Annotated in this window: 21 protein-coding genes; 6 read left to right on the forward strand and 15 right to left on the reverse strand. The window is 48.5% G+C overall.

The window, feature by feature from the left end:
• Window positions 1–50 precede the first annotated feature (50 nt).
• The 8 genes from rnr to kefG form a co-directional block, all read right to left on the reverse strand.
• Window positions 51–2,531 (reverse strand): ribonuclease R, encoded by a 2,481-nt coding sequence (gene rnr / locus AC6R1A_RS07115; RefSeq protein WP_500630337.1) that lies wholly within the window; start codon window positions 2,529–2,531, stop codon window positions 51–53.
• A 300-nt stretch (window positions 2,532–2,831) separates the two neighbouring features.
• Window positions 2,832–3,470: a flagellar protein MotX gene (gene motX, locus AC6R1A_RS07120; RefSeq protein ID WP_334554638.1), complete on the reverse strand. Its 639-nt coding sequence runs from the start codon at window positions 3,468–3,470 to the stop codon at window positions 2,832–2,834.
• Window positions 3,471–3,801: 331 nt separating this feature from the next.
• On the reverse strand, window positions 3,802–5,118 hold the full coding sequence (locus tag AC6R1A_RS07125; RefSeq protein ID WP_334554640.1) for an adenylosuccinate synthase: 1,317 nt from the start codon (window positions 5,116–5,118) through the stop codon (window positions 3,802–3,804).
• A gap of 161 nt (window positions 5,119–5,279) precedes the next feature.
• On the reverse strand, window positions 5,280–6,221 hold the full coding sequence (locus tag AC6R1A_RS07130; protein ID WP_500632849.1) for an isoaspartyl peptidase/L-asparaginase family protein: 942 nt from the start codon (window positions 6,219–6,221) through the stop codon (window positions 5,280–5,282).
• 144 nt (window positions 6,222–6,365) lie between these two features.
• Window positions 6,366–6,938, reverse strand: coding sequence for a peptidylprolyl isomerase (gene slyD, locus AC6R1A_RS07135; RefSeq protein ID WP_500632850.1), 573 nt, complete (start codon window positions 6,936–6,938; stop codon window positions 6,366–6,368).
• Window positions 6,939–7,035: 97 nt separating this feature from the next.
• A complete protein-coding gene (locus AC6R1A_RS07140; protein ID WP_334554646.1) occupies window positions 7,036–7,230 on the reverse strand; it encodes a YheV family putative zinc ribbon protein in 195 nt (64 codons plus the stop codon).
• A gap of 68 nt (window positions 7,231–7,298) precedes the next feature.
• Window positions 7,299–9,092, reverse strand: a complete 1,794-nt coding sequence (gene kefB, locus AC6R1A_RS07145; RefSeq protein WP_500630339.1) for a glutathione-regulated potassium-efflux system protein KefB — start codon at window positions 9,090–9,092, stop codon at window positions 7,299–7,301.
• The gene (kefG, locus tag AC6R1A_RS07150) at window positions 9,076–9,720 is read right to left on the reverse strand and encodes a glutathione-regulated potassium-efflux system ancillary protein KefG (protein WP_500632851.1); all 645 of its coding nucleotides are present in this window, start codon (window positions 9,718–9,720) and stop codon (window positions 9,076–9,078) included. Before kefG ends, kefB begins: the two co-directional genes overlap by 17 nt.
• 226 nt (window positions 9,721–9,946) lie before the next feature.
• On the opposite strand from kefG, the gene AC6R1A_RS07155 reads away from it, so the two are divergent.
• The 4 genes from AC6R1A_RS07155 to AC6R1A_RS07170 are packed head-to-tail and all read left to right on the forward strand — an operon-like array spanning window position 9,947 to window position 13,654.
• Window positions 9,947–11,875: an ABC transporter ATP-binding protein gene (locus AC6R1A_RS07155; protein ID WP_500632852.1), complete on the forward strand. Its 1,929-nt coding sequence runs from the start codon at window positions 9,947–9,949 to the stop codon at window positions 11,873–11,875.
• Window positions 11,812–12,402, forward strand: a complete 591-nt coding sequence (locus AC6R1A_RS07160; RefSeq protein WP_500632853.1) for a TIGR02444 family protein — start codon at window positions 11,812–11,814, stop codon at window positions 12,400–12,402. The genes AC6R1A_RS07155 and AC6R1A_RS07160 overlap by 64 nt, the downstream gene beginning before the upstream one ends.
• A gap of 4 nt (window positions 12,403–12,406) precedes the next feature.
• On the forward strand, window positions 12,407–13,387 hold the full coding sequence (locus AC6R1A_RS07165; RefSeq protein ID WP_500632854.1) for a hydrolase: 981 nt from the start codon (window positions 12,407–12,409) through the stop codon (window positions 13,385–13,387).
• Between the two features lie 54 nt (window positions 13,388–13,441).
• Window positions 13,442–13,654: a YheU family protein gene (locus AC6R1A_RS07170; RefSeq protein ID WP_500629854.1), complete on the forward strand. Its 213-nt coding sequence runs from the start codon at window positions 13,442–13,444 to the stop codon at window positions 13,652–13,654.
• 83 nt (window positions 13,655–13,737) lie between these two features.
• On the opposite strand, the gene AC6R1A_RS07175 is transcribed toward AC6R1A_RS07170, so the two are convergent.
• The 7 genes from AC6R1A_RS07175 to AC6R1A_RS07205 all read right to left on the reverse strand — a co-directional run bounded on the left by AC6R1A_RS07175 (window position 13,738) and on the right by AC6R1A_RS07205 (window position 22,943).
• Window positions 13,738–15,930, reverse strand: a complete 2,193-nt coding sequence (locus AC6R1A_RS07175) for a YjbH domain-containing protein (RefSeq protein WP_500627508.1) — start codon at window positions 15,928–15,930, stop codon at window positions 13,738–13,740.
• The gene (locus tag AC6R1A_RS07180) at window positions 15,927–16,667 is read right to left on the reverse strand and encodes a capsule biosynthesis GfcC family protein (RefSeq protein ID WP_500633601.1); all 741 of its coding nucleotides are present in this window, start codon (window positions 16,665–16,667) and stop codon (window positions 15,927–15,929) included. The genes AC6R1A_RS07175 and AC6R1A_RS07180 overlap by 4 nt, the downstream gene beginning before the upstream one ends.
• A complete protein-coding gene (locus AC6R1A_RS07185; RefSeq protein WP_500633602.1) occupies window positions 16,664–17,350 on the reverse strand; it encodes a YjbF family lipoprotein in 687 nt (228 codons plus the stop codon). Before AC6R1A_RS07185 ends, AC6R1A_RS07180 begins: the two co-directional genes overlap by 4 nt.
• 75 nt (window positions 17,351–17,425) lie before the next feature.
• The gene (locus tag AC6R1A_RS07190; RefSeq protein ID WP_500633603.1) at window positions 17,426–17,719 is read right to left on the reverse strand and encodes a hypothetical protein; all 294 of its coding nucleotides are present in this window, start codon (window positions 17,717–17,719) and stop codon (window positions 17,426–17,428) included.
• A gap of 142 nt (window positions 17,720–17,861) precedes the next feature.
• Window positions 17,862–18,842: a Wzz/FepE/Etk N-terminal domain-containing protein gene (locus AC6R1A_RS07195; RefSeq protein WP_500627504.1), complete on the reverse strand. Its 981-nt coding sequence runs from the start codon at window positions 18,840–18,842 to the stop codon at window positions 17,862–17,864.
• 138 nt (window positions 18,843–18,980) lie between these two features.
• Window positions 18,981–21,563, reverse strand: coding sequence for an SLBB domain-containing protein (locus AC6R1A_RS07200; protein ID WP_500633604.1), 2,583 nt, complete (start codon window positions 21,561–21,563; stop codon window positions 18,981–18,983).
• Between the two features lie 33 nt (window positions 21,564–21,596).
• Complete coding sequence (locus tag AC6R1A_RS07205) at window positions 21,597–22,943, reverse strand: capsule assembly Wzi family protein (protein WP_500633605.1); 1,347 nt, start codon at window positions 22,941–22,943, stop codon at window positions 21,597–21,599.
• A 325-nt stretch (window positions 22,944–23,268) separates the two neighbouring features.
• On the opposite strand from AC6R1A_RS07205, the gene AC6R1A_RS07210 reads away from it, so the two are divergent.
• Window positions 23,269–24,138: a phosphoribulokinase gene (locus AC6R1A_RS07210; RefSeq protein ID WP_500633606.1), complete on the forward strand. Its 870-nt coding sequence runs from the start codon at window positions 23,269–23,271 to the stop codon at window positions 24,136–24,138.
• 257 nt (window positions 24,139–24,395) lie between these two features.
• Window positions 24,396–25,028 (forward strand): cAMP-activated global transcriptional regulator CRP, encoded by a 633-nt coding sequence (crp, locus tag AC6R1A_RS07215; protein WP_004410522.1) that lies wholly within the window; start codon window positions 24,396–24,398, stop codon window positions 25,026–25,028.
• Window positions 25,029–25,090: the final 62 nt, after the last annotated feature.

Raw genomic sequence — 25,090 nt, forward strand, 5'->3', positions numbered from 1 at the left:
ACCTGTTTTGATTCAAGAGAGAGGCGTGATGCGCCCCTCTCTTCGATAGATTATCGTGTGGCTTTTTTCGGCTTACGACCGGGCTTTTTCTTGATGGCCTTTTTGACTTTTGGCTTTTTCGCCCCCTCAGCGCTCGCGTCGCCACGAGACTGACCTTTCGCGCCCGCTTTACCGCGCTCAGTGTCAGGACGCTTAGTCGGCTCCACTGCAGGGATGGCGCGGCGCTCGCCTTTTCCGCTGGCGTTACGCTTCTTCTCTTTTGCTTTACGCTGCGCTTCTGCCGCGCGTTTTTTCGACGTTTTGCCTTTACCACGTGGCACTCGGCTACTTTCCACCAACTCAAAATCGATCTGTCTGTCGTCCAAGTTAACCGACAGCACCTTCACTTTGACGCTATCGCCAAGACGATAAATGGCGCCAAAGCTCTCGCCGATCAAGCGCTGGCCGATTGGATCAAACTGATAGTAGTCGTTCGCCAAGTTAGAGATGTGCACTAAGCCATCGATGTGCAACTCACTCAAACGGACAAAGAAGCCAAAGCCCGTGACGTTGGCAATCACACCGTCTAGCTCTTCACCAACATGATCTTGCATGTACTCACATTTGAGCCAATCCGACACCTCACGCGTCGCGTCATCAGCGCGGCGTTCGGTCATCGAACACTGCTCACCGTAGAAGTCCATGTCATCAAATGAATAGTGGTAGCCGCCTGTTGGGGTCCAGCGATCGTGATTAGTGCCCGCTTGTTTGGCAATCAAATACTTAATCGCGCGATGAAGCAGCAAGTCTGGGTAACGACGAATCGGCGACGTAAAGTGCGCGTAACGCTTCAACGCCAAGCCAAAGTGGCCACAGTTGTCGGCATTGTACACCGCTTGCTTCATCGAGCGTAGTAGCATGGTTTGAATCAGCTCTTTATCAGGGCGCTCACCGATATGCTTCATCAAATCCGCATAATCCGTAGGAGAAGGCTCCAAACCGCCTTTCAAATCCAAGCCAAGCTCAGCCAAGAAATCTCTAAAGCCCGTTAAGCGCTCCTCGCCCGGCGTTTCGTGAATACGATATAGCGCTGGCTCTTTGGCTTTTTCCACCAAGGAAGCCGAGGCGATGTTGGCCAGAATCATACACTCTTCAATGATCTTGTGCGCATCGTTACGCACCACAGGCTCAATACTTTCGATTTTACGCTGCGCATTGAAGATAAATTTGGTTTCGACACTTTCAAACTCGATCGCCCCACGCTGATCGCGCGCTTCTTTTAGCACTTTGTACATCGCGTGCAGCTGCTCAAGATGCGGCACCAAAGCTTGGTAGCGCTCACGCAGCTCTTCATCCCCTTCGAGGATGTCATGCACTTTGCTGTAGGTCAGACGCGCGTGAGAATTCATCACCGCTTCGTAATGCTTGTAGCCTGACAGCTTGCCGGTTTCTGAGATGGTCATCTCGCACACCATACACAAGCGGTCCACCTGTGGATTCAGTGAACAGAGTCCGTTAGAGAGTACCTCAGGCAACATTGGCACCACTTGTGATGGGAAGTAGACCGAGTTACCACGGTTGATGGCCTCTTTATCTAACGCGCTATCGGTACGAACGTAATAGCTGACATCCGCAATCGCCACCCAGAGACGCCAGCCGCCCCCTTTCTTCGCTTCACAGTAGACAGCATCATCGAAATCGCGCGCGTCTTCGCCATCAATGGTGACCAATGGCAAGTCGCGCAAGTCAACACGACCGACTTTCGCCTCTTCCGGGACCTCTTCACCCAGGCCTTCAATCTGCTTCTCAACCGCTTCGGGCCATTCGTGAGGAATTTGGTGGGTACGAATGGCAATTTGCGTCTCCATACCTGGCGCCATATTCTCACCCAAAACTTCAACCACTTTGCCCATCATGCCACGTGAGCGTGAGCCACGGTCGGTCAATTCAATTACGACCACGTTGCCCATACGAGCCCCTGCTCGCTGGTCATTAGGAATCAAAATATCTTGGCTAATTCGAGAGTCATCCGGCACCACATAGGAGTAGCCATACTCCATGAAAAAGCGGCCGACGATCTGCGTCTGACGCTCTTCCAACACACGCACCAGGCGCCCTTCTTTGCGGCCGCGCTTCGAGTTATCGGTCGGTTGCACTAAGACGTAATCACCATGAATGATGTTTTTCATCTGATGATGCGGCAACACGATGTCGTTATCTTTGCCGACACTGCCTTCCGGTCGGACCCAACCATGACCGTCTTTATGGCCAATCACATAGCCTTTCACCATCTCGAGTTTTTCTGGCAAGGCGTAACATTGACGGCGCGTAAACACCAACTGCCCGTCACGCTCCATCGCGCGCAAACGGCGGCGCAAACCTTCGTATTGCTCTTCGCCTTCGAGTTTGAGCGCCTCAAACAGATCGTTGCGGTTCATGGGCACTCCCGCGTTAGTGAGATACTCAAGAATGTACTCACGACTTGGGATGGGGTTTTCGTAATTTTCAGATTCACGATCGGCAAACGGATCGTTGGGCATTGTGTCAGACATAGGCACGCCTATTTTTTCCAGAGGAGTTAATAACAGTATATCGGCTCAAGTGAGCTTTTAATACTAAGCTAGCGTTTTTAAAGTGAAAGGTGGTCTTTTTAGGCAGAGTTTGCAAGTAGAAGGGTTAGCGGATAAAAGGTGAGGAGATAAAAGCAAAATACCCAGCCGAGCTGAGTATCACCATCACTGGCCACAAAGGCCAATCCAGAGTGCAGGTTGGATAAGCCGCGTGGTGTCTGTTTCGAATTCTAAGTCCGTCGCCTGCTAGCGCGAGCCCCGCCCCCTAGCAGAACGAGTGCGTTACCAGAACGTGTCGCGTTTTTTGGCGCGCGCGATGATGTTTTGCGGCATACGGCGCTCCAGCCCCTGACGCAAAATAGAGATGCGTTTGTGGGTGCGCTGATCCGCGGTGACGGAGTTGTAGAGCCAGCGGTAGGCATCTTCATAATCGAGCGGGCTGCCATAATCACGCAGCAGCAATTCTGCCAGATGAATACGCGCGTTCAGGTTGCCCATCGCAGCGGCTTCACGCAGATAAGGAATCGCGCGCTCTTTGTCTTCTTGTACCAAGGTGCCTCGAGAGTAGTAACGCCCGAGCTGCTCCAGCGCGGCAGGTAAACCTTGATGGGCAGCGTTCTCCATATAGTAGAGACCCAGTTCCACATCCTGCTCCACACACACACCCCACGCCAACATATCGCCATACAAAAACTCGTAAGACGGTAGGCTAATGCGCGTTGCGCGCGCGACAATGTCTTCCACCAGCTGACATTTGTCGGCTTTGACTTGCTCAAGGTGCTTGTTGTCGTTAATCAGTTTGATCAGTTCAGCTTCGGTATAAATCGGGACCGGTTCACCAATCTCCGCTAGCTCATTCGCGGTGACCGTTTGAGCGCCCAACATCAATACCATCGAAGCCGCTAACGTTTTTAGCGTCATTATCTGCACTCTTTACTTCGATTGTTTGTCCATTGTTAACTGGGATGCGCGACTCAACACTACACCTCAATTGTGAGCGACCACCACCGAATGACTCCACTGCTGGAGTCGACGCCAACAAACCGGCGAAAGAGGTGGCAAGCTTGAACCTTATATCGACCAAGATTGATAACTCTTTAATCAAAATTGCCGCTACAAGGCAAATTGTTGCCGCGAAAGGGAGAGAATTCAAGCTGTAAAGACATAAAAAAACCAGCGCAAGAGCGCTGGTTTATCACATTCACTATTCACCGTTGTGGCAGCCAGTAGCGAGTAGGGCTGCCAGCCTAGATTAGGCGTTAAACGGGTGAACTTTGATGATGGTTTCGTTACGGTCAGGACCGGTTGAGATGATGTCAACAGGCACGCCGGTGAGCTCTTCAATACGCTTGATATAGTTCAGCGCAGCTTGAGGCAAATCATCGATAGACTTGGCACCGAAGGTGTTCTCAGACCAACCAGGCATGGTTTCGTAGATAGGGGTTGCCTTCTCGAACGCTTCTGCCGCCATTGGTGACACTTCAAGGATAGCGCCATCATCCATCTTGTAACCCGTACAGATTTTCAGCTCTTTCAAGCCATCCAGTACGTCCAATTTCGTCAAACAGAAACCGGACACTGAGTTGATTTGGATCGCGCGGCGCATTGCGACAGCGTCAAACCAACCGGTACGACGTAGACGACCTGTCGTTGCACCAAACTCGTGGCCAACCGTGCCTAGGTGTTTACCGATAGGATCTTGCTTGTCTTGACCATCGTACAGTTCCGTCGGGAATGGGCCTGCACCAACACGTGTGCAGTACGCTTTCGCGATACCAAGAATGTAACCAATGTGACGAGGACCAAAGCCAGAGCCTGCCGCAACACCACCTGCTGTAGTGTTCGATGAGGTCACGTATGGGTAAGTACCGTGGTCGATATCAAGCAGTGTGCCTTGTGCACCTTCGAACATGATCTTGTCGCCGCGCTTACGAGCCGCATCCAGTTCGTCAGTGACATCAATCACCATAGAAGTGAGAAGGTCTGCGTAGCCTTTGGCTTGCTCAAGCACTTCGTCATAGCTCACCGCTTCCGCTTTGTAGAAATTCACAAGCTGGAAGTTGTGGTATTCCATCACTTCTTTCAGTTTCTCAGCAAACGCGTCCATGTCGAACAGATCGCCAACACGAAGACCACGGCGCGCCACTTTATCTTCATACGCAGGACCGATACCACGGCCTGTTGTACCGATCGCTTTTTTACCACGCGCAACTTCACGCGCTTGGTCCATAGCGATGTGGTATGGAAGAATAAGAGGACAGGCTTCAGAAATGAAAAGACGCTCGCGCACTGGAATGCCGCGCTCTTCAAGAGGTTTCATTTCTTTCAGTAACGCTTCTGGCGAAAGAACAACGCCATTACCGATAACACATTTAACGTTATCGCGAAGAATACCTGATGGAATTAAGTGGAGAACGGTTTTTTCACCGTCAATGACTAGAGTGTGACCTGCGTTGTGACCGCCTTGGTAGCGAACCACATATTTTGCATCTTCAGTTAAAAGGTCTACGATTTTACCTTTACCTTCGTCACCCCATTGGGTGCCCAGAACGACTACGTTATTTCCCATCTTTCCAAGTCTGATTGCTAGTTAAAAAAGGATTCTAGCACCGAATCACACTTCGTGCAGTCATTTTTTAATCATCCCAAAGGAAACCCCGCTAGTGCTCTGGTACGCAACGAGATTTTCAGATCCTATTATCCATTTTGACTCACAGTCAGTGGCGGCTTTCATTCATCGGCGTAAATTTTCACACATAAATTACCCGCGGCATCAATACTAGCGCGATACATGCCTGAGCTGTTCATGGCAAAGTGCACTTGCCCGTGCGCATCGAGAGCAATCAGGCCACCTTCTCCACCTAACGATTTGAGCTCCCCTTGAATGATGCTGTCGCTGGCTTGCTGGACGCTCTCCTTGAGATAGCGCATGCGCGCCGCAACATCAACGGCCACGGTTTTGCGAATGAAGTACTCACCCATTCCCGTGGTGGAGACCGCCACAACGCCATTTTCTGCGTACGTGCCCGCGCCAATCAACGCAGAGTCACCGACTCGGCCATACTTCTTGTTGGTGATACCGCCGGTGCTGGTTGCCGCTGCCAAATTCCCGTTGGCATCGAGCGCCACCGCTCCGACCGTGCCGTACTTGTTGTCATCCGGATAGCGCGACTCCGACAGGGCAAACATCCCTTTCTCTTTCATCGACTGAAGCTGCTCATAGCGGCGCTCGGTAAAAAAGTAATCTTGCTCGGTATAGGTATAGCCGTGCTCAAAGGCGAACGCTTCCGCGCCCTCTCCGATCAAGAGCACATGGTCGCTCTTCTGCATCACTGAGCGGGCAACTTCTACCGGATTTTTAATATGGCGCACCCCCGCCACCGCGCCAGCATCACACTGGGCGCCATGCATCACTGAGGCATCCATCTCGACAAACTCTTTGTGGGTCAGCACCGAGCCTTTCCCTGCATTGAAGTGCGGCGAGTCTTCCAGCACTTTCACCGCCGCGACCGCCGCATCGAGCGCGTCGCCACCGGCCGCTAACAAGCAGTGCCCAGCGCGCACCGCGCTCTCTAAATCAGACAATATGGCCGCTTTTAGTGAGTCGCTCATTTGCTCTCGCAGTATGGTCCCAGCCCCACCATGTATGGCGATTGAAATCGGTGAATTCACTCTTTTCTCCTTAACGTGGCTCAGTCAGCCTATCCCCAAACAACAAAAAAAGCGCAAGTCGATCACTCAACTCACGCTCCTGTTAGCTTTTTAGCCTCTCTGCCCACCTCTAGGAACTAGCCACTAGAAACTAGGCACTCACTATTAATGCGAGCCGCAACCACCGCCACCGCAGCAACCGTCTTTTTTCTCGCCATGGTCATGGCCTTCACCGCCACAACAGCCGCCTTCGTGCTCGTGGTCGTGACCACCCGCTTGATGTACGTGACCGTGCTCGATCTCTTCCGCTGTCGCTTCACGTAGCGCAACCACTTCCACATCAAACGTCAGCGTTTGACCTGCAAGCATATGGTTACCATCAACCACCACTTCATCACCGTCTACTTCTGTCACTTCGACAGGAATAGGACCTTGGTCAGTGTCTGCTAGAAAGCGCATGCCCACTTCAATTTGATCCACACCTTGGAATACGTCAGCAGGAACGCGCTGAACCAATGCGTCATTATGCTCGCCGTACGCTTCTTCTGGTGAAACCGTCACAGAGAACTTCGCACCTGCTTCTTTGCCTTCAAGCGCAGTTTCCAAACCCGTGATCAGGTTGTTGTTACCGTGTAGGTAATCTAGCGGCGCATCGGCAGTTGATTGGTCAACGACAACGCCGTCTTCCATTTTCACTTGGTAAGCAAGGCTTACAACTACGTTCTTTTCGATTTTCATAATGACTCCAAGGAGAGTGAATAACGGAGCAACACAAACGCTCCGTAAAATAGTGTCGTCTAAGCGGACATTATGGGGATGATTTTTATAAACTCAATCAATCTGGCTTAAAAATACCGATCATATCTTGACCAGCATGCGGCGTTTTCTCCACCTCTTGCGGTTTTCGTTGATCGGTGTGCTGGCATTCCACGCACTCGACCCACTCAATATTGTTCTCTATCCACCAGCGCAGGGTATCTTGAGCTTGGCAATGTGGGCAACTCGCCCCAGCTATAAATCGTTTTTTCATGGTGCTCTTGTTATTGGGTTTGTAGGGTTATGGGTTATCGGTTATGGGAAGCGTAGAGCTTGATGAGCTCAATCCCAGTAGTTTTTCGATTGCTGGTCGCTTTCCATCTCACGACCAAAAATCTCTTCCAGCTCTTTACGCGCCTCTTTGGCTCTCAGCGCCAACTGCTTATCTTCGTTGTGCTGTGGCAGAAGCTCTTTGAGCATCGCATTGTCTAACTTTCTAAAGTGCGCCTCAGCACGTTTGGCCTGATAGGGGTGCATGCCCATCTCAACCAAGGCTTGACGCCCTAAGTCTAACGCGCCCAAAAAGGTTTCGCGCGAATAGTTGTCTACACCGTGACTGAGAAGCTGATACGCCTCCACTCGGCTGCGCGCACGAGCAAGCAGCTTTAGGTGCGGAAAATAGTGCTGACAAAGCTCAACGATCTTCATGATTTCATCCGGTGAGTCGGTACAGATGATCATCGCTTCCGCCTTGTCGGCGCCGGCGGCACGCAGTAAATCCAGTTGCGTCGCGTCACCATAAAATACCTTGTAGCCATATTTACGCAGCAGCTTAATTTGGCTGGCGTCACTTTCCAATACGGTCACTTTGATTTTGTTGGCGTACATAAGTCGACCCACAATCTGCCCAAAACGACCAAAACCGGCAATGATCACCCGCGGACGTTTGTTGATGATGTCGCTTTGCGCCGACTGACCTGAGGTATTGAGCCCGCGTGCATACCACTTGTTCTGCGCCATCAACAGCAAGGGCGTGGTGACCATAGAGAGGCTGACCACCACCAATAAAAACGCGGTTTGATCTTTACTCAACAACCCTTGGCTGCTCGCAGCGGTAAAAATCACAAACGCAAACTCACCGCCTTGACTCAAAATGGCTGCCATTTTACTGCGGGCTTTGGGTCGGCTTCCCGACGCCTTAGCCAGCAAGTACAAAATCAGCCCTTTGATCGATACCAGGCCAATCACCGATATCAGCACCGCCAACGGCTCTAGCGCCAACAGACCAAGATTGACCGCCATGCCTACGGCAATAAAAAACAGCCCAAGCAACAAGCCTTTAAACGGCTCAATCGCTATCTCGAGCTCATGTCGGTATTCACTTTCTGCCAGCAGCACGCCCGCAAGAAAGGTCCCGAGCGCCATGGATAGCCCCAAAGACTGCATCAACAAAGCGATGCCGATCACCAGCAGCAAGGCACACGCGGTAAACAACTCTCGAACACCACTTAATACGATGTAGCGAAACAAAGGGCGCAATAAATAGTGACCACCGACCAGCAAACCTATCACGCCGCCGACCATCCACACGGCGCTGAGCCAATCACCACTGGTGTGCCCAGCCAGAAGCGGCAACACCGCCAGCATAGGGATCACCGCAATATCTTGAAACAACAGCACCGCAAACCCTGACTGCCCGGCCTCACTGCCGCCTAGCCCTTGCTCTTCAATCACTTTCAAGGCGATAGCGGTAGATGAAAGTGCCAGTCCCATACCGATCACCACGCTGGTTTGCCAACTCACGCCAAAGAGATTGGCAATACTCGCCAATACGAGCGTAGTCAACACCACTTGAGCGCCGCCCAAGCCTAAAATCGGCCCTTTCATTTTCAGCAGTTTTTTGGGATTGAGCTCAAGGCCAATCAAAAACAGCAGCAGCACCACACCAAATTCGGCAAAATGGAGAATCGCTTCCACATCACTAATCAGCCCCAGTCCCCAAGGACCAATCGCCACGCCCGCCAACAGATAACCGAGCACAGAGCCCAGGCCTAAACGCTGAGCCAGTGGCACCGCCACCACCGCAGCGGTCAGGAAAATCACACTGCTTTGCAGAAAATCACTTTCCAGAGCCATCTTGCCCCCCTTGTGCGCGCGCTTTCGCCTCGCTCAGCTCGGCCCCCGTAGTCATCGGCGCAAGCGGATCGTTGAGCCATTGACGGTACTCTTCGGCATGTTGATAACGCTCCAAGTCAGTCACATTGCGCGCCCAGTAAAGCACCAGCGGTTCAATCCACTCCATTTGACACAAGGCGGCGGTCAACTCAAACGGCTGCAAAATCTCGGACAGTGGATAGCGGTTGTAGCCCGATTTGGCGTACGCATCAAAATGACCGCCTGTGGTGATCACGCTGCGCCACACTTTGCCCTTGAGCGCTTCGCCTTTGCCAAAGGCAAATCCTTTGCTTAACACGCGATCGATCCACTCTTTAAGCAGCGCCGGACAAGAGTACATATAAAGAGGGTGATGAAAGACAATTACATCGTGCTCGAGCAGTAGTTGGTGCTCAGCAGCGACATCAATAAAGAATTCAGGATAGTGCGCGTACAAATCGCGCACAGTAACGTGCTCAAGTGAGGCTATTTTCTTAAGCATGATCGTATTGGCCACTGAACCTTGCGACTCTGGGTGCGCGTACAGCACCAGCACTTTAGGTTTATGCTTAAGTGTCTGCTTAGACGTGGGGGTCGATGACAGTTCCATCCGTGAATCACCATCCATTCTTCTCTGTTGCCTTTGACAATACGTGGTTCGCTGCTATTTCTCAATGCTAATCAATCAATTCACACCACCAATAGGCCCAAGAAAAGCGCAACCCGAAACAACACATACGCCAGCAACACCGACGCAATGATCGACTTTTTACGCCAATCCCCCTACTATGCGACGCAAGACCAGTCCACATCGCGAGAACCCAACGGGTAACATTATGATCACCTTTTCTGACATCGAATTGCTGCGCGGCGGCAAACCCCTGCTTGAACACGCTACGGCGACGATTCATCCGGGGGACAAAGTCGGCCTAGTCGGCAAAAACGGTTGTGGTAAATCCACACTATTTGCGCTGATCAAAGACGAACTCTCTATCGATGGCGGAAACTTCACTAAACCCGCTCACTGGGAACTCTCTTGGGTGGCTCAGGAAACGCCCGCCCTAGAGCGCTGCGCCCTTGAGTATGTGATTGATGGTGACCGCGAGTATCGTGCACTGGAAGCGCAATTGGCCGAAGCGGAACAGAAAGACAACGGCACGCTCGTCGCTGAGATCCACGGCAAAATCGAAACCATTGGCGGCTACAGCATTAAAGCGCGCGCCGCGGAGCTGCTCGATGGCTTAGGCTTTAGCCAAACGCAGATGAGCTGGAATTTGACCCAATTTTCCGGTGGTTGGCGGATGCGCCTTAACTTAGCGCAGGCGCTGCTGTGTCGCTCTGACTTGCTGCTGCTCGACGAACCGACCAACCACTTAGATCTGGATGCCGTGATGTGGCTTGAGCGCTGGCTGCAAAATTACCCGGGTACTTTAATCTTGATTTCTCACGACCGAGACTTTCTCGATCCGATTGTCGGTCGCATCATTCATATCGAGAATCAGACGATGAATGAGTACACCGGTAACTATTCGTCATTTGAAGAGCAGCGCGCGCAAAAACTGATCCTGCAACAAGCGCAATTTCAGAAGCAGCAGAAACAGATGGCGCACATGCAAAGCTACATCGACCGTTTCCGCTACAAAGCCTCCAAAGCGCGCCAAGCGCAAAGCCGCATTAAGGCGTTGGAGCGCATGGAGAAAGTCCTGCCGGCACAATTTGATAACCCGTTTAGCTTTGAGTTCCGTGAGCCGTTGGCCCTACCTAACCCAATCATCATGATGGATGAGGTCAGTGCCGGTTATGGCGATGCCTTAATCCTCGACAAAATTCGTCTCAACCTGGTTCCTGGCAGCCGAATTGGCCTGCTCGGGCGCAACGGCGCCGGTAAGTCAACGCTGATCAAACTGCTCTCGCGTGAGCTCAAGCCTCAAGGTGGCGATTTGACCTACTCACAAGGGGTCAAAATTGGCTACTTTGCCCAGCATCAGCTCGAAACCTTGCATCCCGAAGAGACGCCATTACAACACATGATGCAAATCGCCCCGGATAAAAACGAGCTAGAGCTGCGTAACTATCTTGGCAGCTTTGGCTTTCAAGGTGATAAGGCACTGGAAAAAGTCGCGCCCTTCTCCGGCGGCGAAAAAGCGCGCTTGGTGCTGGCGCTGATTGTGTGGCAAAAACCGAACTTGCTGCTGCTCGACGAACCGACCAACCACCTCGATCTCGATATGCGTGAAGCGCTGACCCTTGCGTTGCAAACCTTCGAGGGTGCGATGGTCATCGTCTCGCACGACCGTTACTTGTTGCGCGCCACCACCGACGACCTCTATTTGGTGCACGACCGACAAGTCGCGCCCTTCGATGGCGATCTCAATGACTACTATAAATGGCTGACGGAACAGCAAAAACAAGAGAGGCGTGACGCGCAAGACGCTCAACCTGAAAAAAGCACCACCAACAGCGCAGCCGCCAAGAAGGAGCAAAAGCGTCGTGAAGCAGAATTTCGTAAGCAGACCGCCCCTCTTCGCAAAACTCTGACAAAACTCGAAGAAAAAATGGATAAGTTGGGTAAAGCGCTCAATGACGCTGAAGTACAGCTGTCTGACAACAGCCTGTATGAAGCAGAAAATAAGGCTAAACTTAATCAAGTATTGGCGACTCAAGCAAGCTGCAAAGCTGAGCTTGAGGAGGTAGAAATGGAATGGATGGCAGGGCAAGAACAACTCGAACAGATGGAAGCGGCGTTCACGGACGCGAGCCAGTAGAGACCACCGAAGCACAAGCATCGCAAGACAGCGCGCAAGCCGCGCGCCTGTCACACGACGAGCTGTGGGCATTCTGCTTGCAATACTACAGCGTGCGTGAAGTGAAAGACGCCTGTCTTAGTATGCAAAACCGCTATGGTGGCAATGTCAATTTACTGCTGCTGGTACGCTGGTTAGATGAGCAGAGGCTCACCTTTGACGAGCAGGGCTGGGCAACGCTGCACGCTAGCCTGGCGCGATGTGAACCTCTGCTGCACAGCTATCGAGAGCTGCGCCGCAAGTTAAAACTTGGCGCGCCCGATACGCTCTACCGCGAGGCACTGCAATTCGAGCTAGAGCTAGAAAAACAGCAGCAGGTCGATTTGCTCACTGGCGTCAACACGCTCACACTGCAAGAGAATCAAGGCGAACCACTCACCTTGCACTATTGTCGGCAGCAGGATGCTGAGCCCCTCTACGCCGCGCTGCATACCGATTGGTATCCGACTGTCGGCAACCCGCCAAATACAGAAGCGAGCAAGGGATAGGCTTATGACACATTTTACCGCCGCGAAAGGACTCACCAACCCGCACCTGCAAACCTTGGCTCCGCGCCTGATTCGCAAAAAAGCCTTGTTTGAGCCTATCTGGCAAACGCTTGATACGCCCGATGGCGACTTTCTCGATCTCGCTTGGAGCGAAGATTGGCAACAAGAGCGCGCCGCGCGCAAACCCATTTTCGTGCTGTTTCATGGCTTAGAAGGTTGTTTTTACAGCCCCTACGCCAACGGATTGATGCACGCGTTTTCTTCCCAGGGCTGGCTCGCCGTGATGATGCATTTTCGCGGTTGCAGCGGTAAACCCAACCACACCGCGCGCGCCTATCACTCAGGCGAAACCGAGGATGCTCGCCACTTTTTACGCCATCTCAACCACCTGTTTCCCGAGCAAGCTAAAGTCGCGGTCGGCATCTCTCTAGGCGGAAACATGTTGGCGAACTACTTAGCCGACTACCGCGATGAGCCACTGCTTGACGCGGCAACCATCGTCTCCGCGCCTTTGGATTTGTCGGCCTGCGCTGAGCGGATCGAGCAAGGTTTCTCCAAGGTCTACAAAACCTATCTGCTCTCTTCACTTAAGAAAAACGCGCTGCGTAAACATCATCTGTTAAAAGGCGAGCTCGATCTCTCTTATCAAAGCATCAAACGGGTCACTAAACTGATGGAGTTTGATGACCTCATCACAGCTCCCCTCCACGGTTTTAAAGACGCGCAAGACTACTACCAGCGCTGCTCTGGGATTCATCGCCTGAAAGAAATCCGCTTGCCGACACAAATCATCCACGCCAAAGACGACCCGTTTATGACGCCCGACGTCATCCCGAAATTTGTCCTGCCAGACAACATCGACTACCGCCTGTTCGATCAAGGCGGCCACGTTGGGTTTCTCACTGGCAGCGCCATCAAACCGCGCTTTTGGTTGGAAGAGGCGTTGCCGGCGTACTATGAATCCCTAAGCGTTTCGAATCGTTAGCCCTTTCGGCATAATAGCCGCCTTCAACTTTCATCATAAATGAATGAGGTATTTATGATCATCCCTTGGCAACAGATCGCCCCTGACACCCTAGACAACCTGATCCGTGAATTTGTACTGCGTGAAGGGACGGACTATGGCGAGCAGGAAATCTCTCTTGACGAGAAAATCGCCCAGATCCGTCAGAGCTTGGTGAGTGGTGAAGCGGTGGTGGTCTATTCAGAGCTGCATGAGAGCGTGGATATTCAACTCAAATCAAAGTTTTAGTATTGCTAATGGCATTTCACGTACTACTCTTTGGGTTTAGCCAATCAAAATAGCCCTCGCCAAAAAATAGCGAGGGCTTTCATCTAGTTACCAGAACGTTGATACCAAGTCGAACGCGCATCAGTAGTTTCGAACAGATTATGCAATTTATTTAACATTTGACCACCATCACGTGTAATAGGCTCCCAGCTAACACTAGCTCTACCCGTGCTTGGTTTCACCGTAAGCACATCTAATGGTATCGATATATAAAAACCCTTGTTGTAACTACCTTCCCCGTACTCCTCCGCACTCAGATCTGTTTTGGTCGCGTAGGCTCCAACAATAACTCCAGAATTGAATTGTTTTGAAACGTCAAGCCTAGCTCCTATGTCACCACCCAAGAATTGACCTGCACTCACTTTAAACAAGGTGCCACGCAAAAATTCCCACTCTGGCATGTAGTAACCGGTAACATGGCCTGTCACTCCCTGACTCAAAACAAAAGCCTGACATGATGGTATGGCTTCATCACAGCTTGACTCATCGTAGAAAAAATAATCTTCTTCATAAACTCCAAACCAAGAGTCCGGGTCTCTCTGACTGACGACGTTTATATCAGCACCTATAGCCCAATTAGTATCCAACGGTCGATATAGTACCTCACCACCAACGCCAGCAAACATCATCTCTAAGTAGCCGCCATAGGATTGCGAATAAATATTGTCTGATAGCTGCTCGAACCAAGTTAACTGTAATCGATTTAACCTTAAGGTATTATCATGGACGTAAGCTCTGAACATCGTTCTAACTCTAGGAGTTGAATAGTTATTGATGTGAGGAGAGTTCTCTACATAATTAAACTTATCGTAGTTATCAAACAAGTTTAGATAAATAGATCCACTAAGCTCCAAACTATCTGTCAACCAAACGTTGGATGTCCCATTGATACCAAAACTATACAAGTAAAAGCTTTCTGGTCCACCAAGCGTTTGTGATAATTTAGGCTCGACGCCAACAGACCACTTCTCTTTCGAATTCACTATAGGTTGGATGTGTTTCAAAGAAGTTGGCTGAGTCTTCTTGAAAGTGTCCGTCACATGACCATCCATAGTTCGATAGTTGGCATATTTGTCAAAATCAGACCTATCTATAGATACTTCCGTCATAACCAAACCACTCTGAGTTTCCTGAATGTTAAACTCTTGGATCTCATCGGTCAGTTCGTTGTTTAACAGAATGGCGGCTCGTTCCAACGCCTCGTTTCTATCTCTGTACTTTTCCTGCTCTGCTGAGAGTTGTATTGTCTGGCCATTCTGGGTCAACACTCCCTGAGAGTAGCCTGCATTAGACTCTAGCTCTTTTACAACCATATCCCAGTCAGTATCGCGCTCGCTAGGTCGCCCTTTTGATATAGGTTTGGGTTCATCACGCCAAGTTGCTTTTAGGTCGTTAAAATTAGTATACATATTCACACCTAATGTCAGTGTGTCACCGCGTTGATAGCTGACCTTGGCATCTATCCAGTCTGAGAATCGATAGCTTAGACCGAAATTCCAAGGTGTATGCTGGACCATAGTTTTCCCACCACGACTAACCGGAAAATCTTGGCTGTAATCATTGCCCTCATACTCCACTTTCAATCGAAGAGGCTCATAAGGTGTTTGATACTCGATACCACCAAATACCGCTGATGGCCCCTTAAACCAACGTGCGTAATCGACGCTGCCTCCGGAACCGCGAAAATCACTTGGGCGTTGGCAATAAGAGTCACTGACTTTGCAAAAGGGGTTCGTCACGCTACCTCTTTGACCTAAATAGCCCCATCCCAGACCCACGCTAAAATCAACAGAACCGAACCGCTTTGATACGGCGACAAACTCTCCGTCAAACAAGCCGGTTCCACCAAAGTCTCGAACACCTATTGAAGTTTCAGGTAACCAGTAGCTTTCCTCAAGGAGGCGCAATTTAAAATCTATACCTTTATCGGTATAGAGATTATCACCGCTATAATCGGCATCCGAGTTATACAGCACATCAGGTACTCGAGTATAGCGAACCGTTGTCTCCAGCCAGGGCATTAATTGTACTGAAGCCGTGTAGTGGTAGTAGTCATCGTTGTAATTCAACCCGACATTAAATTCACCTTCGTCGGCCATTCGGGCCGTAGGAGTTTGAAGCAACCCCACACCACCAAAATCCATTTGTGAAACCTGCCAATCAGCTTGAGCATAAGCCATGCTTTGAATACCGAAAACGCTAGGTGCGAATATTAAAGTTGCGACAAAGCGTTTCATGGCAGGTCCTTCCTCATACTAAGCAATTGAGTTATCGATTTTTCTAGTTCAATCGTTTCATCGGAGTCAGAGTCAAATCCAATAAATATTGTGCTTCCAGGTGTCAAAGAAACCCCTTCATCATTCCAATACGCATAACCCACCCGCTTACTCTCACCATCGGGGTAAATGACCCAAGCGTAGCTTTTGTGCGCCTCTGGCAGTAGTTTGACCGAAGTAAGATAATCCGATAACGTTTGGTTTGCAGACATAGAGACCTTGCTGGTCTGATAGACAGCGCCTTCGATTGATATCGTTGATGTTCGCATACCTTGTACAAGTTCAAAACGACCTGACAAAAGAGGATCATTTTTAGGATGAAGCCTGACTTGATCATAATCTAGCGAAACAAATTCTCGGTATCCAATTGGCCATGTTCGAACTTGCTCGATTAATGCGCCAATTGTTTTATTCTTGGTTAAGTCGCTTGATAGCTGTTCTTGCAGCCGATTCAAGACAGTCTGTTTCAGCTGAGAAGCTTTTTTGTGTTTGTCGTGATTAAACATTTTATTGGCGATACTATAGTCATCAAAAGTAATGGTTTGACTAAAAGAAGGGATATCACTCAGCACTTGGCTCAACCTGACGGGTATCGAATACTCCAGAGCAATCTCTTCCTGAGGCAACTGAATGACAAGTTGAGCGTTCACTTGAACGGTTACCAACAGTGTAATAATTAGTGCAACTAAGCTCTTCATCGTGGATTCTCTTGCCTACTTCTCATTCCATAGGGCTTCAATATTTCTAACTCTATTTTCAATTCATCAGGATGCAGCCATTGAACGGTCTTAACAACGTAACCTTGACGATCCAACCAGTAAATATTGTCAAACCGTTTATTCAGTCCCTTAAATTCAACCTTTTCAACAATCTTTTTCGCTGACAGACGGCCTCTGATCGTCTCGATACTTTCTTCGCCTACAACATAAGAGTTAAGCACGGCGATATGACCGAAGCGATAGTTAGGTTGCCAATCATAAATAGCCTGCCATTGTTGCGCTTGTGATGTATTAATGGGAAAGGGAGCTACATCGGATGAAGATATGTGTACTAAGTTTGTATCAGGCAGACCAACAGTTTTCACGATACGTCCATCCCTCGTAACGATCATTCCTCGGTCTGACGAAACCCACTTCAACAACATTGAATCTGATTTGGTTTCTTTGTCTGCAAACGCCAAGGCCATAAACAACCGAGGGCCATCATTAATACGCGCATAAATACTCGCGTATGGCAAAGAATCTACGTGTTGCCGCGTAACCGAGGCGTCTTCTCCGCCCAATACTCCCTCTCTCATCGTATCGCCGACATTTTGAAAACGTTGTGTGCAACCTGACAAAAGCATTCCGACTGAGAGGGCAAAAACCCATAATTTGCGCATGCATAAAACCTAAAAAATGCTGATAAAGTAATAAAAAAAACACCCCTCCCGGGGTGTTTTTTGACTAAACGAGGATTAGTTGGTAGTACCATCTGCGCCTGTTGTGCCATCATTGTTGTCTGCAACCGATGCAACAACCGCTCCAGCAACAACAACGCCTGCAGCAACTGCACCAACCGTTGCAGCGCCAATACCAGCACCAGCAGCAGCAGCAGCACCACCAGCAGCACCACCACCAGCAGCAGCACCACCGGCAGCGGCACTACCACTTGCAGTTGAACCAGAAGCTGCGCCAGCCGCCTCACCTGCAGCTAGTGCATTCCCAGAAACGCCAAAGGCAATTAATAGTGCCAACGCGATATTTTTCATGAATATTCCTTATAAAATTTGACTCAGTGATCACAAAGTTGAAGGATATTTAATCACTTCATGAACTATTTTATGAGACCAGAAGAACAATGTAAAACAATTAGCATAACAATTAACTCAGCGAGCTGATGTAACGTACTGACTAGTCGTTATTTTTATCCTCTTTGCGAAAAGCGTACTTTACGAGAACAACAGCGACACCTAACATACCCCCGAGCAAAGTAGCGAGTACGCAAATCAGCGCTCGTTTAGGGCCATCTTTGTCTTCTGGTACCACAGCTGGGTCTATCGTTTTAAAGACAAACTCTTCTTCTACCTCTGCTAGCATCTGGGTTTTATATTGCTCTTCAATCAACGAATAAAACATGTTTTGTAGCTCTGTAATCGATGTCTTAGTGATTTGTGTTTCTAAGTAGGCGATTTTCGAGCTTGCCTCTTTCAGCGCTTGTTCTTTCATCCATAAGTTGATGTCTTCAACCAATAAGGTGGTCCACTGGCGAGCGAGAAAGGGTGATTCACTAACCACTGAAACAGTGACCATTCCATTATCCTTGTTTTCGGAAACAGAAAGTATCTCTTTGAACGCTTTATGCGCCTCCCATAAAGTCGGCTTTAAAGACTCACCATTTTCGTCCAACATCCATTTACCTGTGCTGACATTGTACAGTTCCGAGTCGTAACGTATCTCTTCGTGGCTTTCATTCCAACTTTCAAGGGCCATGAGAGGCGCTAGAAGTTTGTGTTTCTCAATAAACGCCTCAATGAACTTTCGAGACTGTAACACAGCCAAAGCCTCAACTTTAGGGTCAGCTTGATTCCCTCCACCCAAACTAACACCTGCGAATGCGGCTAAATTTCCAAGAGAACCAGATATCCCCCCCGACCCTCCACCTTGAGTAGCCGTCAAAAGGGCTTGCGCTTTATAAGTATTTGGCTGATTTAGCGCAAATACTACCCCAGCTACAGAAAACAAAAACGTCACTAAAATGATTGTCCATTTGCCATGCCAAAGCGCAATAAACAACTCTTTTAAGTCGATTTCATCATCTCGAGTATCGGAAGGAAAAGGCGGTATAACGTGAAAGCCACCTTGCTGCGTATGTGTGGATTTAATATCTGACATGTTCGTAAGAATCGCCTAATTGTTTAATCGCAAACTTTGAGCGTTATTTCACCTTACTGATGAATGGGCTTATCAATAACGCAGATTATTATTTAAAGCGAGTTGTACATAGAACGTACAACTCGCTATCAACTCATATCAATCGCTAATGGCACTCCATGCAACTCCCAATTGATACATAATTTGTGTAGCAGAAGCGACTGTGCTCAAGCCATCAAGATAATCGACATCAACAGGTACTATGATGGTGTCACCAGGTTGTAATGACTCACTATTGCGGCTAAACCAAAATGAGTTGTTGGGCAACATTACTGAACCATTGGCTCGCACAACGTACACTCGGTCTGTATCTGCCTGTTTTTTGGTCCCACCTGCAAGTCGAATATAGTCTTCTACACTTTTTCCGTAATCGAAAGTATGAGTAGACGTAAACTGCACTTCACCAATGATGGAAACCGATTTATCAAACTCAGGAATATGAAGACGATCAAGATTGGTCAACAATATATTGGCATCTTGGTCACCAGCAAGAATAGCTGGTAAATCAATTACCATTCGTCCCAATGGCGCTGTGGATGACAAGTTCTCTACCAAGGCCATGGCTTCTGATGGACTTGATGAAAAGCTTGCACTCGAGCTGTTACGCCTCAACGTTAAGTTCGCAATCTCACTTTGTAAGGAACTTTTTAAGTGCTCCATTTGTTTTCGTTCACGCTCTTTCAAGCTCTCTCTCGCAAATACAGCACCATTTGGATAAGCAAACTCTGTTAGTCCACCAGCCCGTTCTATAACATCGAGGATAGTATCGCCTCTATTGATCGCGTAAACGCCGGGGTACATGACTTCCCCTGTTAGCTCAACAGTCATTTCAGAACGCCACGCTGTATTCTTGAGAACCGTCACGCGATCTTTAGATTGCAATACAAACTCACCATTTCTCGTGTCATTGCGACTCAGATCAAGCTGCACCTTTTCTAGCAGTTTGGTTTCATCTGTTGTCCTTGCATCAAAACGGATTAACTCAATGCCTTCTACATACGCAGCTTCCATGAGGCCACCTGCGGCTTTGACCAAGTCAGACACCGTCATATTCTGAGTAAGAGGGTATCTCCCAGGAAATTTCACCTCTCCAGTTATTTGTATTATTTGCGCAGGAAGAGCGAGCGAGGATTGCTCTTGCAATCGCTCTAGAATAGGCATTAGCTCTCGTTCGCGAAGAGACAGTTTATCATTGTCTGCCAAATCAGAGGCTTTAGCTACTGAGGAAACGCCACTAACAGATGAGCCGACTTGAGCATCGTTGGCTCTTTGTCTCTCTAACTCAATTCTTTTTTGTGCTCCTTTCCCCAACCAAAAGTCGACATCAAGATTGGTCGAAAACACAAATATTTGGTCTCTATTACTTAATGTGAGATCGTCTGTTGAACCAGGGTTTGCCATTGCCTTGCCGAGCTCAAATTGCAGAACCTCAATACCTTTTCTATATCCTTTCTCTCGAACTACCAAAGCGTATTCAAGATCTGCTGACGGCAACAAGTCTTCTTCGAATGAAGACAAAATGTCAGAGACTTTCATACCACTGCGAAACGAATGAATACCTTGTTTGGTTACTTGACCACGAACGGCCACTGCATCGACTAAATTAAGACTAGCTTTGTGGAAGAATATCTCATCACCGTCAGATACTTTGTATTGCCGACCAGCAGGCGTCGTATAATCAATAGTGTCGACAACAATACCTTTTTGAGTTTGCTTTCGAATGGTGACAGCCGCAAGATAAGCGGTATTCACAGTCCCACCAGCATACGATACAACATCTTTTAATGCTGTTTCACCAACGATTTCATAGTGAGCCGGTCGTGTCACTTCACCACTTATCGTGATGTTAGACTGTTTTGTTGGGATAAAAAGGGTATCGCCTTTTTGCAAACGAACATCTTTACTTGAATCACCTTCAAGCAATAGCTTATACATATCTAATTGGGCAACGACTCTACCTTTTCGCTTTAAAAATATGGAGCGTAGTGAACCTGTTGGTTTCACACCTCCTGCCGCGATAATGGCTTGAGTCATTGTCGTGAGACCATTTACATTGTAAGCACCAGGCTGATTAGCCTCCCCCGTAATGTAAACTTGCATTAACCTCATGCTTCCCATGGACACGGTCACGTTGACACCGATGATCCGTTCTTCAATCAAAGCGCTGAGCTGCTCATCGACCTGCTTAAAAGATTTACCTGAAACACTAAAAGGGCCGATTTTAGGCAAGGTAATATGCCCACTTCTATCAACAACGAGAGAATATTGCTGATCTTCCTTACCAAACACATGTACCAAGAGCTCATCACCCGCACCCAAAACATAATCTGTGGGAATGGGAGTGTTGTCGAGCGTTACAAAACTTCCTGGGACTCCGTTCAATACGTCATACCCAAACAGAGGAAGCGACTGATCTTGCACTTCCACATTTTTTTTAACCTCAGCTTCGGGTTCACTTGGCTGTACTCTCACTGGCTGAGATACGACGTTAACTGACGCTGGAGCCTGTGATGAGGATTCAAGGAGCGACAAGTCAACCCCATACTGGCGTGCCAGTTGCTCCTGCTGAGATTTCGGTAGCTTCTTGAATTGTTCTATTTGAGCTGGTGTAGGCTGATTGGCCAATGAAACTTGACTAATCAAAGTAATGCCTAGTAGTACCAGGTAGTTAAACACCTTCATACAATTTTAGGTCCCTTGCAAACTAATGGTAGGTTAGTAACGATACTCATAACCAAATGAAAAAATAGGCTCATTGTTAGAATAGGTATCCGAGACTACGTCTCGATAGCCCACTCCCAAGTTAAACATCCCTTGCAGATAAGGGATGTAGTAGTCGGTTTTCATCACCCTCTCTTGACCGTTGCTCGAACCTGAATCTCGAGCAACGATACTTAGCCGATGATCATTGGCCAATTGAGCATAAACAGCGACAGATTGACTGTTTCCCCAACTCAATGAGGTCAAGTCACTGATTAACTCATACTCTTTGGGATGAAGTACTTTAACGTAAGCTTCGTCAACATGCTGACTCTCTAAAACCAACGTCCAATCAATATCAAGCAAACGTCTATGACCTTCCCACCCCACAACAAAAGACTGGGTCTCCTGTCCCAAGGAAACCTTTTGAAAGGACGCAAACATTGCATGACTGAGCTCAAACATTTTTGGAAGAGGAACATTGAAATCAATGCCAAATGAGCGGTACGAGGCGCTGGAATCGAAGTCAGTGGATTCGTGATAGTTCAATGACACTTCTGCAAAATTAAACGGTTTCATTGAAAAGCGGTTAGACCATAAGTAGTCCGCCTCACTATCCGTTTCAGAGATCACACTATCCAGTTGCCAATAGCCTAATAGTCCCTGATTGTTTGATACCCATGACACTGATAAAGAAGGCGTCGAATTCCCATATGTGCCTAATTGTAAATTATGTTGCCATGTCGGCCCCCACCAACGTTCAAGGTATCCCAATGCAACTAACGAGTAACCAACATTAAAGGCAATATACGAACCGCTAAAGTCAATATCTTGATCATACTCTATGGGTAGCAAATCTTGCTGGGATATCCTTTGGTTTACGTAGTTCAAGTTAAGCCTGTACGCAAAACGGTCATCTAGATGATTATAGCTAGAGTAAATTCCCCAACTATCACTATCATTAGCGCCATATCCTAAAGACACTAGCGGCCCTGTCTGGTACTTCACTTTCGACATGAATTTACCACGTCCATATTGCGCATTACTCATTGCATGCCGCAACTGTCGATTTGCTACTAAGGCTTGTTCATCTGATATATGATTGTTGGTGAGATCATCGCCGATGCTAAGCCAACGTAGAGGAAATGTACTAACGGGAGAGCTCATCAGGCCAATATTTGAGAGTTGATTGAGTGATGCTCTTAGGAAAGGGTCATGGGACTCTAGCCATGGTGACGCTTTTACACCAAAGGGAAGACAGAAAAGAGACAACACCCACATTAAACCGAAAAATACTTGCAGTGTTACCTCTGAAAACGTGTCTTTTATAAAGAGCCGACGTCCTAAACATCCATTTACCACAATTAGAACCTTTGATTCTCTTTGAATCCCACTGACATAACCTATAATTATTATTAGCTTATTAGAATTTTGGTTTTCGATGAAATGGTGAACTAGCTACAAATAAGCACGCCCGATCATACTGCATCAATCACAAAGATATGCAGTATATAGAGTATTAACATATCAATAAAGTACTTCCCTTCTCATTATACTACGTAGTTAAAATGCCACTTGCGAAAATAAGAATACTGACGAGTAGCAAACTGCTCAAGGGGCACACTCGCCTTCGTTTTGGTGATATAGTGCGAACATACAAGGACAGGTATTACACATAAGGTTTGTCATGTCAGCAAAACACCCCATTATTGCCGTAACGGGCTCTTCCGGTGCGGGCACAACCACGACCTCTGAAGCGTTTCGCAAAATGTTTAACATGATGCGCGTGAAACCGGCTTGGGTGGAAGGGGACAGTTTCCACCGCTTTACGCGCCCAGAAATGGATGTCGAGATCCGCAAAGCGCGCGAGCAAGGACGCCACATCAGCTACTTTGGTCCGCAGGCGAACGACTTCCCTGCGCTGTCTGAGTTTTTTAAGCAGTATGGCAATGAAGGCACAGGGCAAATTCGTCGCTACTTGCACACCTTCGATGAAGCCGTGCCCTACAATCAAATGCCGGGTACCTTCACGCCGTGGCAAGATTTGCCGGAAAATTCTGACATGCTGTTCTACGAAGGACTGCATGGCGGCGTGGTGGATGGTGAGGTCAACGTCGCCCAACACGTCGACTTTTTGATTGGCATGGTACCGATTGTGAACTTGGAGTGGATTCAAAAATTCGTCCGTGACACGCGCGATCGCGGTCACTCACGCGAAGCGGTAATGGACTCGATTGTCCGCTCGATGGATGACTACCTCAACTACATTACCCCGCAATTTTCGCGCACCCACATCAACTTCCAACGCGTGCCGACCGTCGATACGTCCAACCCACTTAACGCTAAAGGCATCCCAAGTTTGGATGAAAGCTTTGTAGTGATCCGCTTGCGCGGCATCAAACAGGTCGACTTCCCATACCTGCTCGCTATGATTGATGGCTCTTTCATGTCGCGCCACAACACTATTGTCGTGCCGGGGGGTAAGATGAGTTTTGCGATGGAGCTCATCGTCAGACCTATCCTACAGCAGCTTATCGAGACGGGTAAAATTGGCTAGCGATCAGTCCTAAGACCCGTTTACTTGTCATACCGTGATCATGTGCACATTTTTGCGTAAACAATCACCAACTTGACACGATTAAAATCAAGAAATCCCTTTTGAAAAAGGCTACTATTTGTAACCGAAACAAAGATGGCTTGCAGCATTGAATAAGTGCTCTTATCCTAAAAAGCCTTGTTCAAGGCTTCGCGCCTTTTACTGGCGCGACAAAAATGGAAAGCGGCAAGCGTACCCTGCAGAGGAAGTGAGATATTATGGTTCTAGGTAAACCTCAAACCGATCCAACATTAGAGTGGTTCCTGTCACATTGTCATATTCATAAGTACCCATCAAAAAGCACATTGATCCACGCCGGTGAGAAAGCAGAGACGCTTTACTACATCGTCAAAGGCTCTGTGGCGGTACTGATTAAAGACGAAGAAGGTAAGGAAATGATCCTTTCTTACCTAAACCAAGGTGACTTTATCGGTGAACTTGGTCTATTTGAAGAAGATCAAGAGCGTACCGCTTGGGTTCGCGCTAAATCACCTTGTGAAGTTGCAGAGATCTCATTCAAGAAATTCCGTCAGCTTATCCAAGTCAACCCTGACATCCTGATGCGTCTATCTGCGCAAATGGCAAGCCGCCTACAAGTGACGAGCCAAAAAGTCGGTGACCTCGCCTTCCTAGACGTGACAGGCCGCATCGCGCAGACGCTACTTAACCTAGCGAAACAGCCAGATGCCATGACGCACCCAGACGGCATGCAAATCAAGATCACGCGTCAAGAGATCGGTCAGATTGTCGGCTGTTCACGTGAGACCGTTGGCCGTATCTTGAAGATGCTTGAAGAGCAAAACCTGATCTCCGCCCACGGTAAAACCATCGTCGTCTACGGCACGCGATAGGGCATTAGAGGCGAGTTCCTAGTGGCTAGTTCCTAGAGAAAACCTTTAAAGATTAAGAAAGC

The sequence above is a fragment of the Vibrio sp. R10-SG3-ISO3 genome (assembly GCF_059834225.1).

Coding starts and splice junctions, on each gene's coding strand:
- rnr (WP_500630337.1), bottom strand. CDS start 2,531: ATGTCTGACACAATGCCCAACGATCCGTTTGCCGATCGTGAATCTGAA.
- motX (WP_334554638.1), bottom strand. CDS start 3,470: ATGACGCTAAAAACGTTAGCGGCTTCGATGGTATTGATGTTGGGCGCT.
- AC6R1A_RS07125 (WP_334554640.1), bottom strand. CDS start 5,118: ATGGGAAATAACGTAGTCGTTCTGGGCACCCAATGGGGTGACGAAGGT.
- slyD (WP_500632850.1), bottom strand. CDS start 6,938: ATGAAAATCGAAAAGAACGTAGTTGTAAGCCTTGCTTACCAAGTGAAA.
- AC6R1A_RS07140 (WP_334554646.1), bottom strand. CDS start 7,230: ATGAAAAAACGATTTATAGCTGGGGCGAGTTGCCCACATTGCCAAGCT.
- kefB (WP_500630339.1), bottom strand. CDS start 9,092: ATGGCTCTGGAAAGTGATTTTCTGCAAAGCAGTGTGATTTTCCTGACC.
- kefG (WP_500632851.1), bottom strand. CDS start 9,720: ATGGAACTGTCATCGACCCCCACGTCTAAGCAGACACTTAAGCATAAA.
- AC6R1A_RS07155 (WP_500632852.1), top strand. CDS start 9,947: ATGATCACCTTTTCTGACATCGAATTGCTGCGCGGCGGCAAACCCCTG.
- AC6R1A_RS07160 (WP_500632853.1), top strand. CDS start 11,812: ATGGATGGCAGGGCAAGAACAACTCGAACAGATGGAAGCGGCGTTCAC.
- AC6R1A_RS07165 (WP_500632854.1), top strand. CDS start 12,407: ATGACACATTTTACCGCCGCGAAAGGACTCACCAACCCGCACCTGCAA.
- AC6R1A_RS07170 (WP_500629854.1), top strand. CDS start 13,442: ATGATCATCCCTTGGCAACAGATCGCCCCTGACACCCTAGACAACCTG.
- AC6R1A_RS07175 (WP_500627508.1), bottom strand. CDS start 15,930: ATGAAACGCTTTGTCGCAACTTTAATATTCGCACCTAGCGTTTTCGGT.
- AC6R1A_RS07180 (WP_500633601.1), bottom strand. CDS start 16,667: ATGAAGAGCTTAGTTGCACTAATTATTACACTGTTGGTAACCGTTCAA.
- AC6R1A_RS07185 (WP_500633602.1), bottom strand. CDS start 17,350: ATGCGCAAATTATGGGTTTTTGCCCTCTCAGTCGGAATGCTTTTGTCA.
- AC6R1A_RS07190 (WP_500633603.1), bottom strand. CDS start 17,719: ATGAAAAATATCGCGTTGGCACTATTAATTGCCTTTGGCGTTTCTGGG.
- AC6R1A_RS07195 (WP_500627504.1), bottom strand. CDS start 18,842: ATGTCAGATATTAAATCCACACATACGCAGCAAGGTGGCTTTCACGTT.
- AC6R1A_RS07200 (WP_500633604.1), bottom strand. CDS start 21,563: ATGAAGGTGTTTAACTACCTGGTACTACTAGGCATTACTTTGATTAGT.
- AC6R1A_RS07210 (WP_500633606.1), top strand. CDS start 23,269: ATGTCAGCAAAACACCCCATTATTGCCGTAACGGGCTCTTCCGGTGCG.
- crp (WP_004410522.1), top strand. CDS start 24,396: ATGGTTCTAGGTAAACCTCAAACCGATCCAACATTAGAGTGGTTCCTG.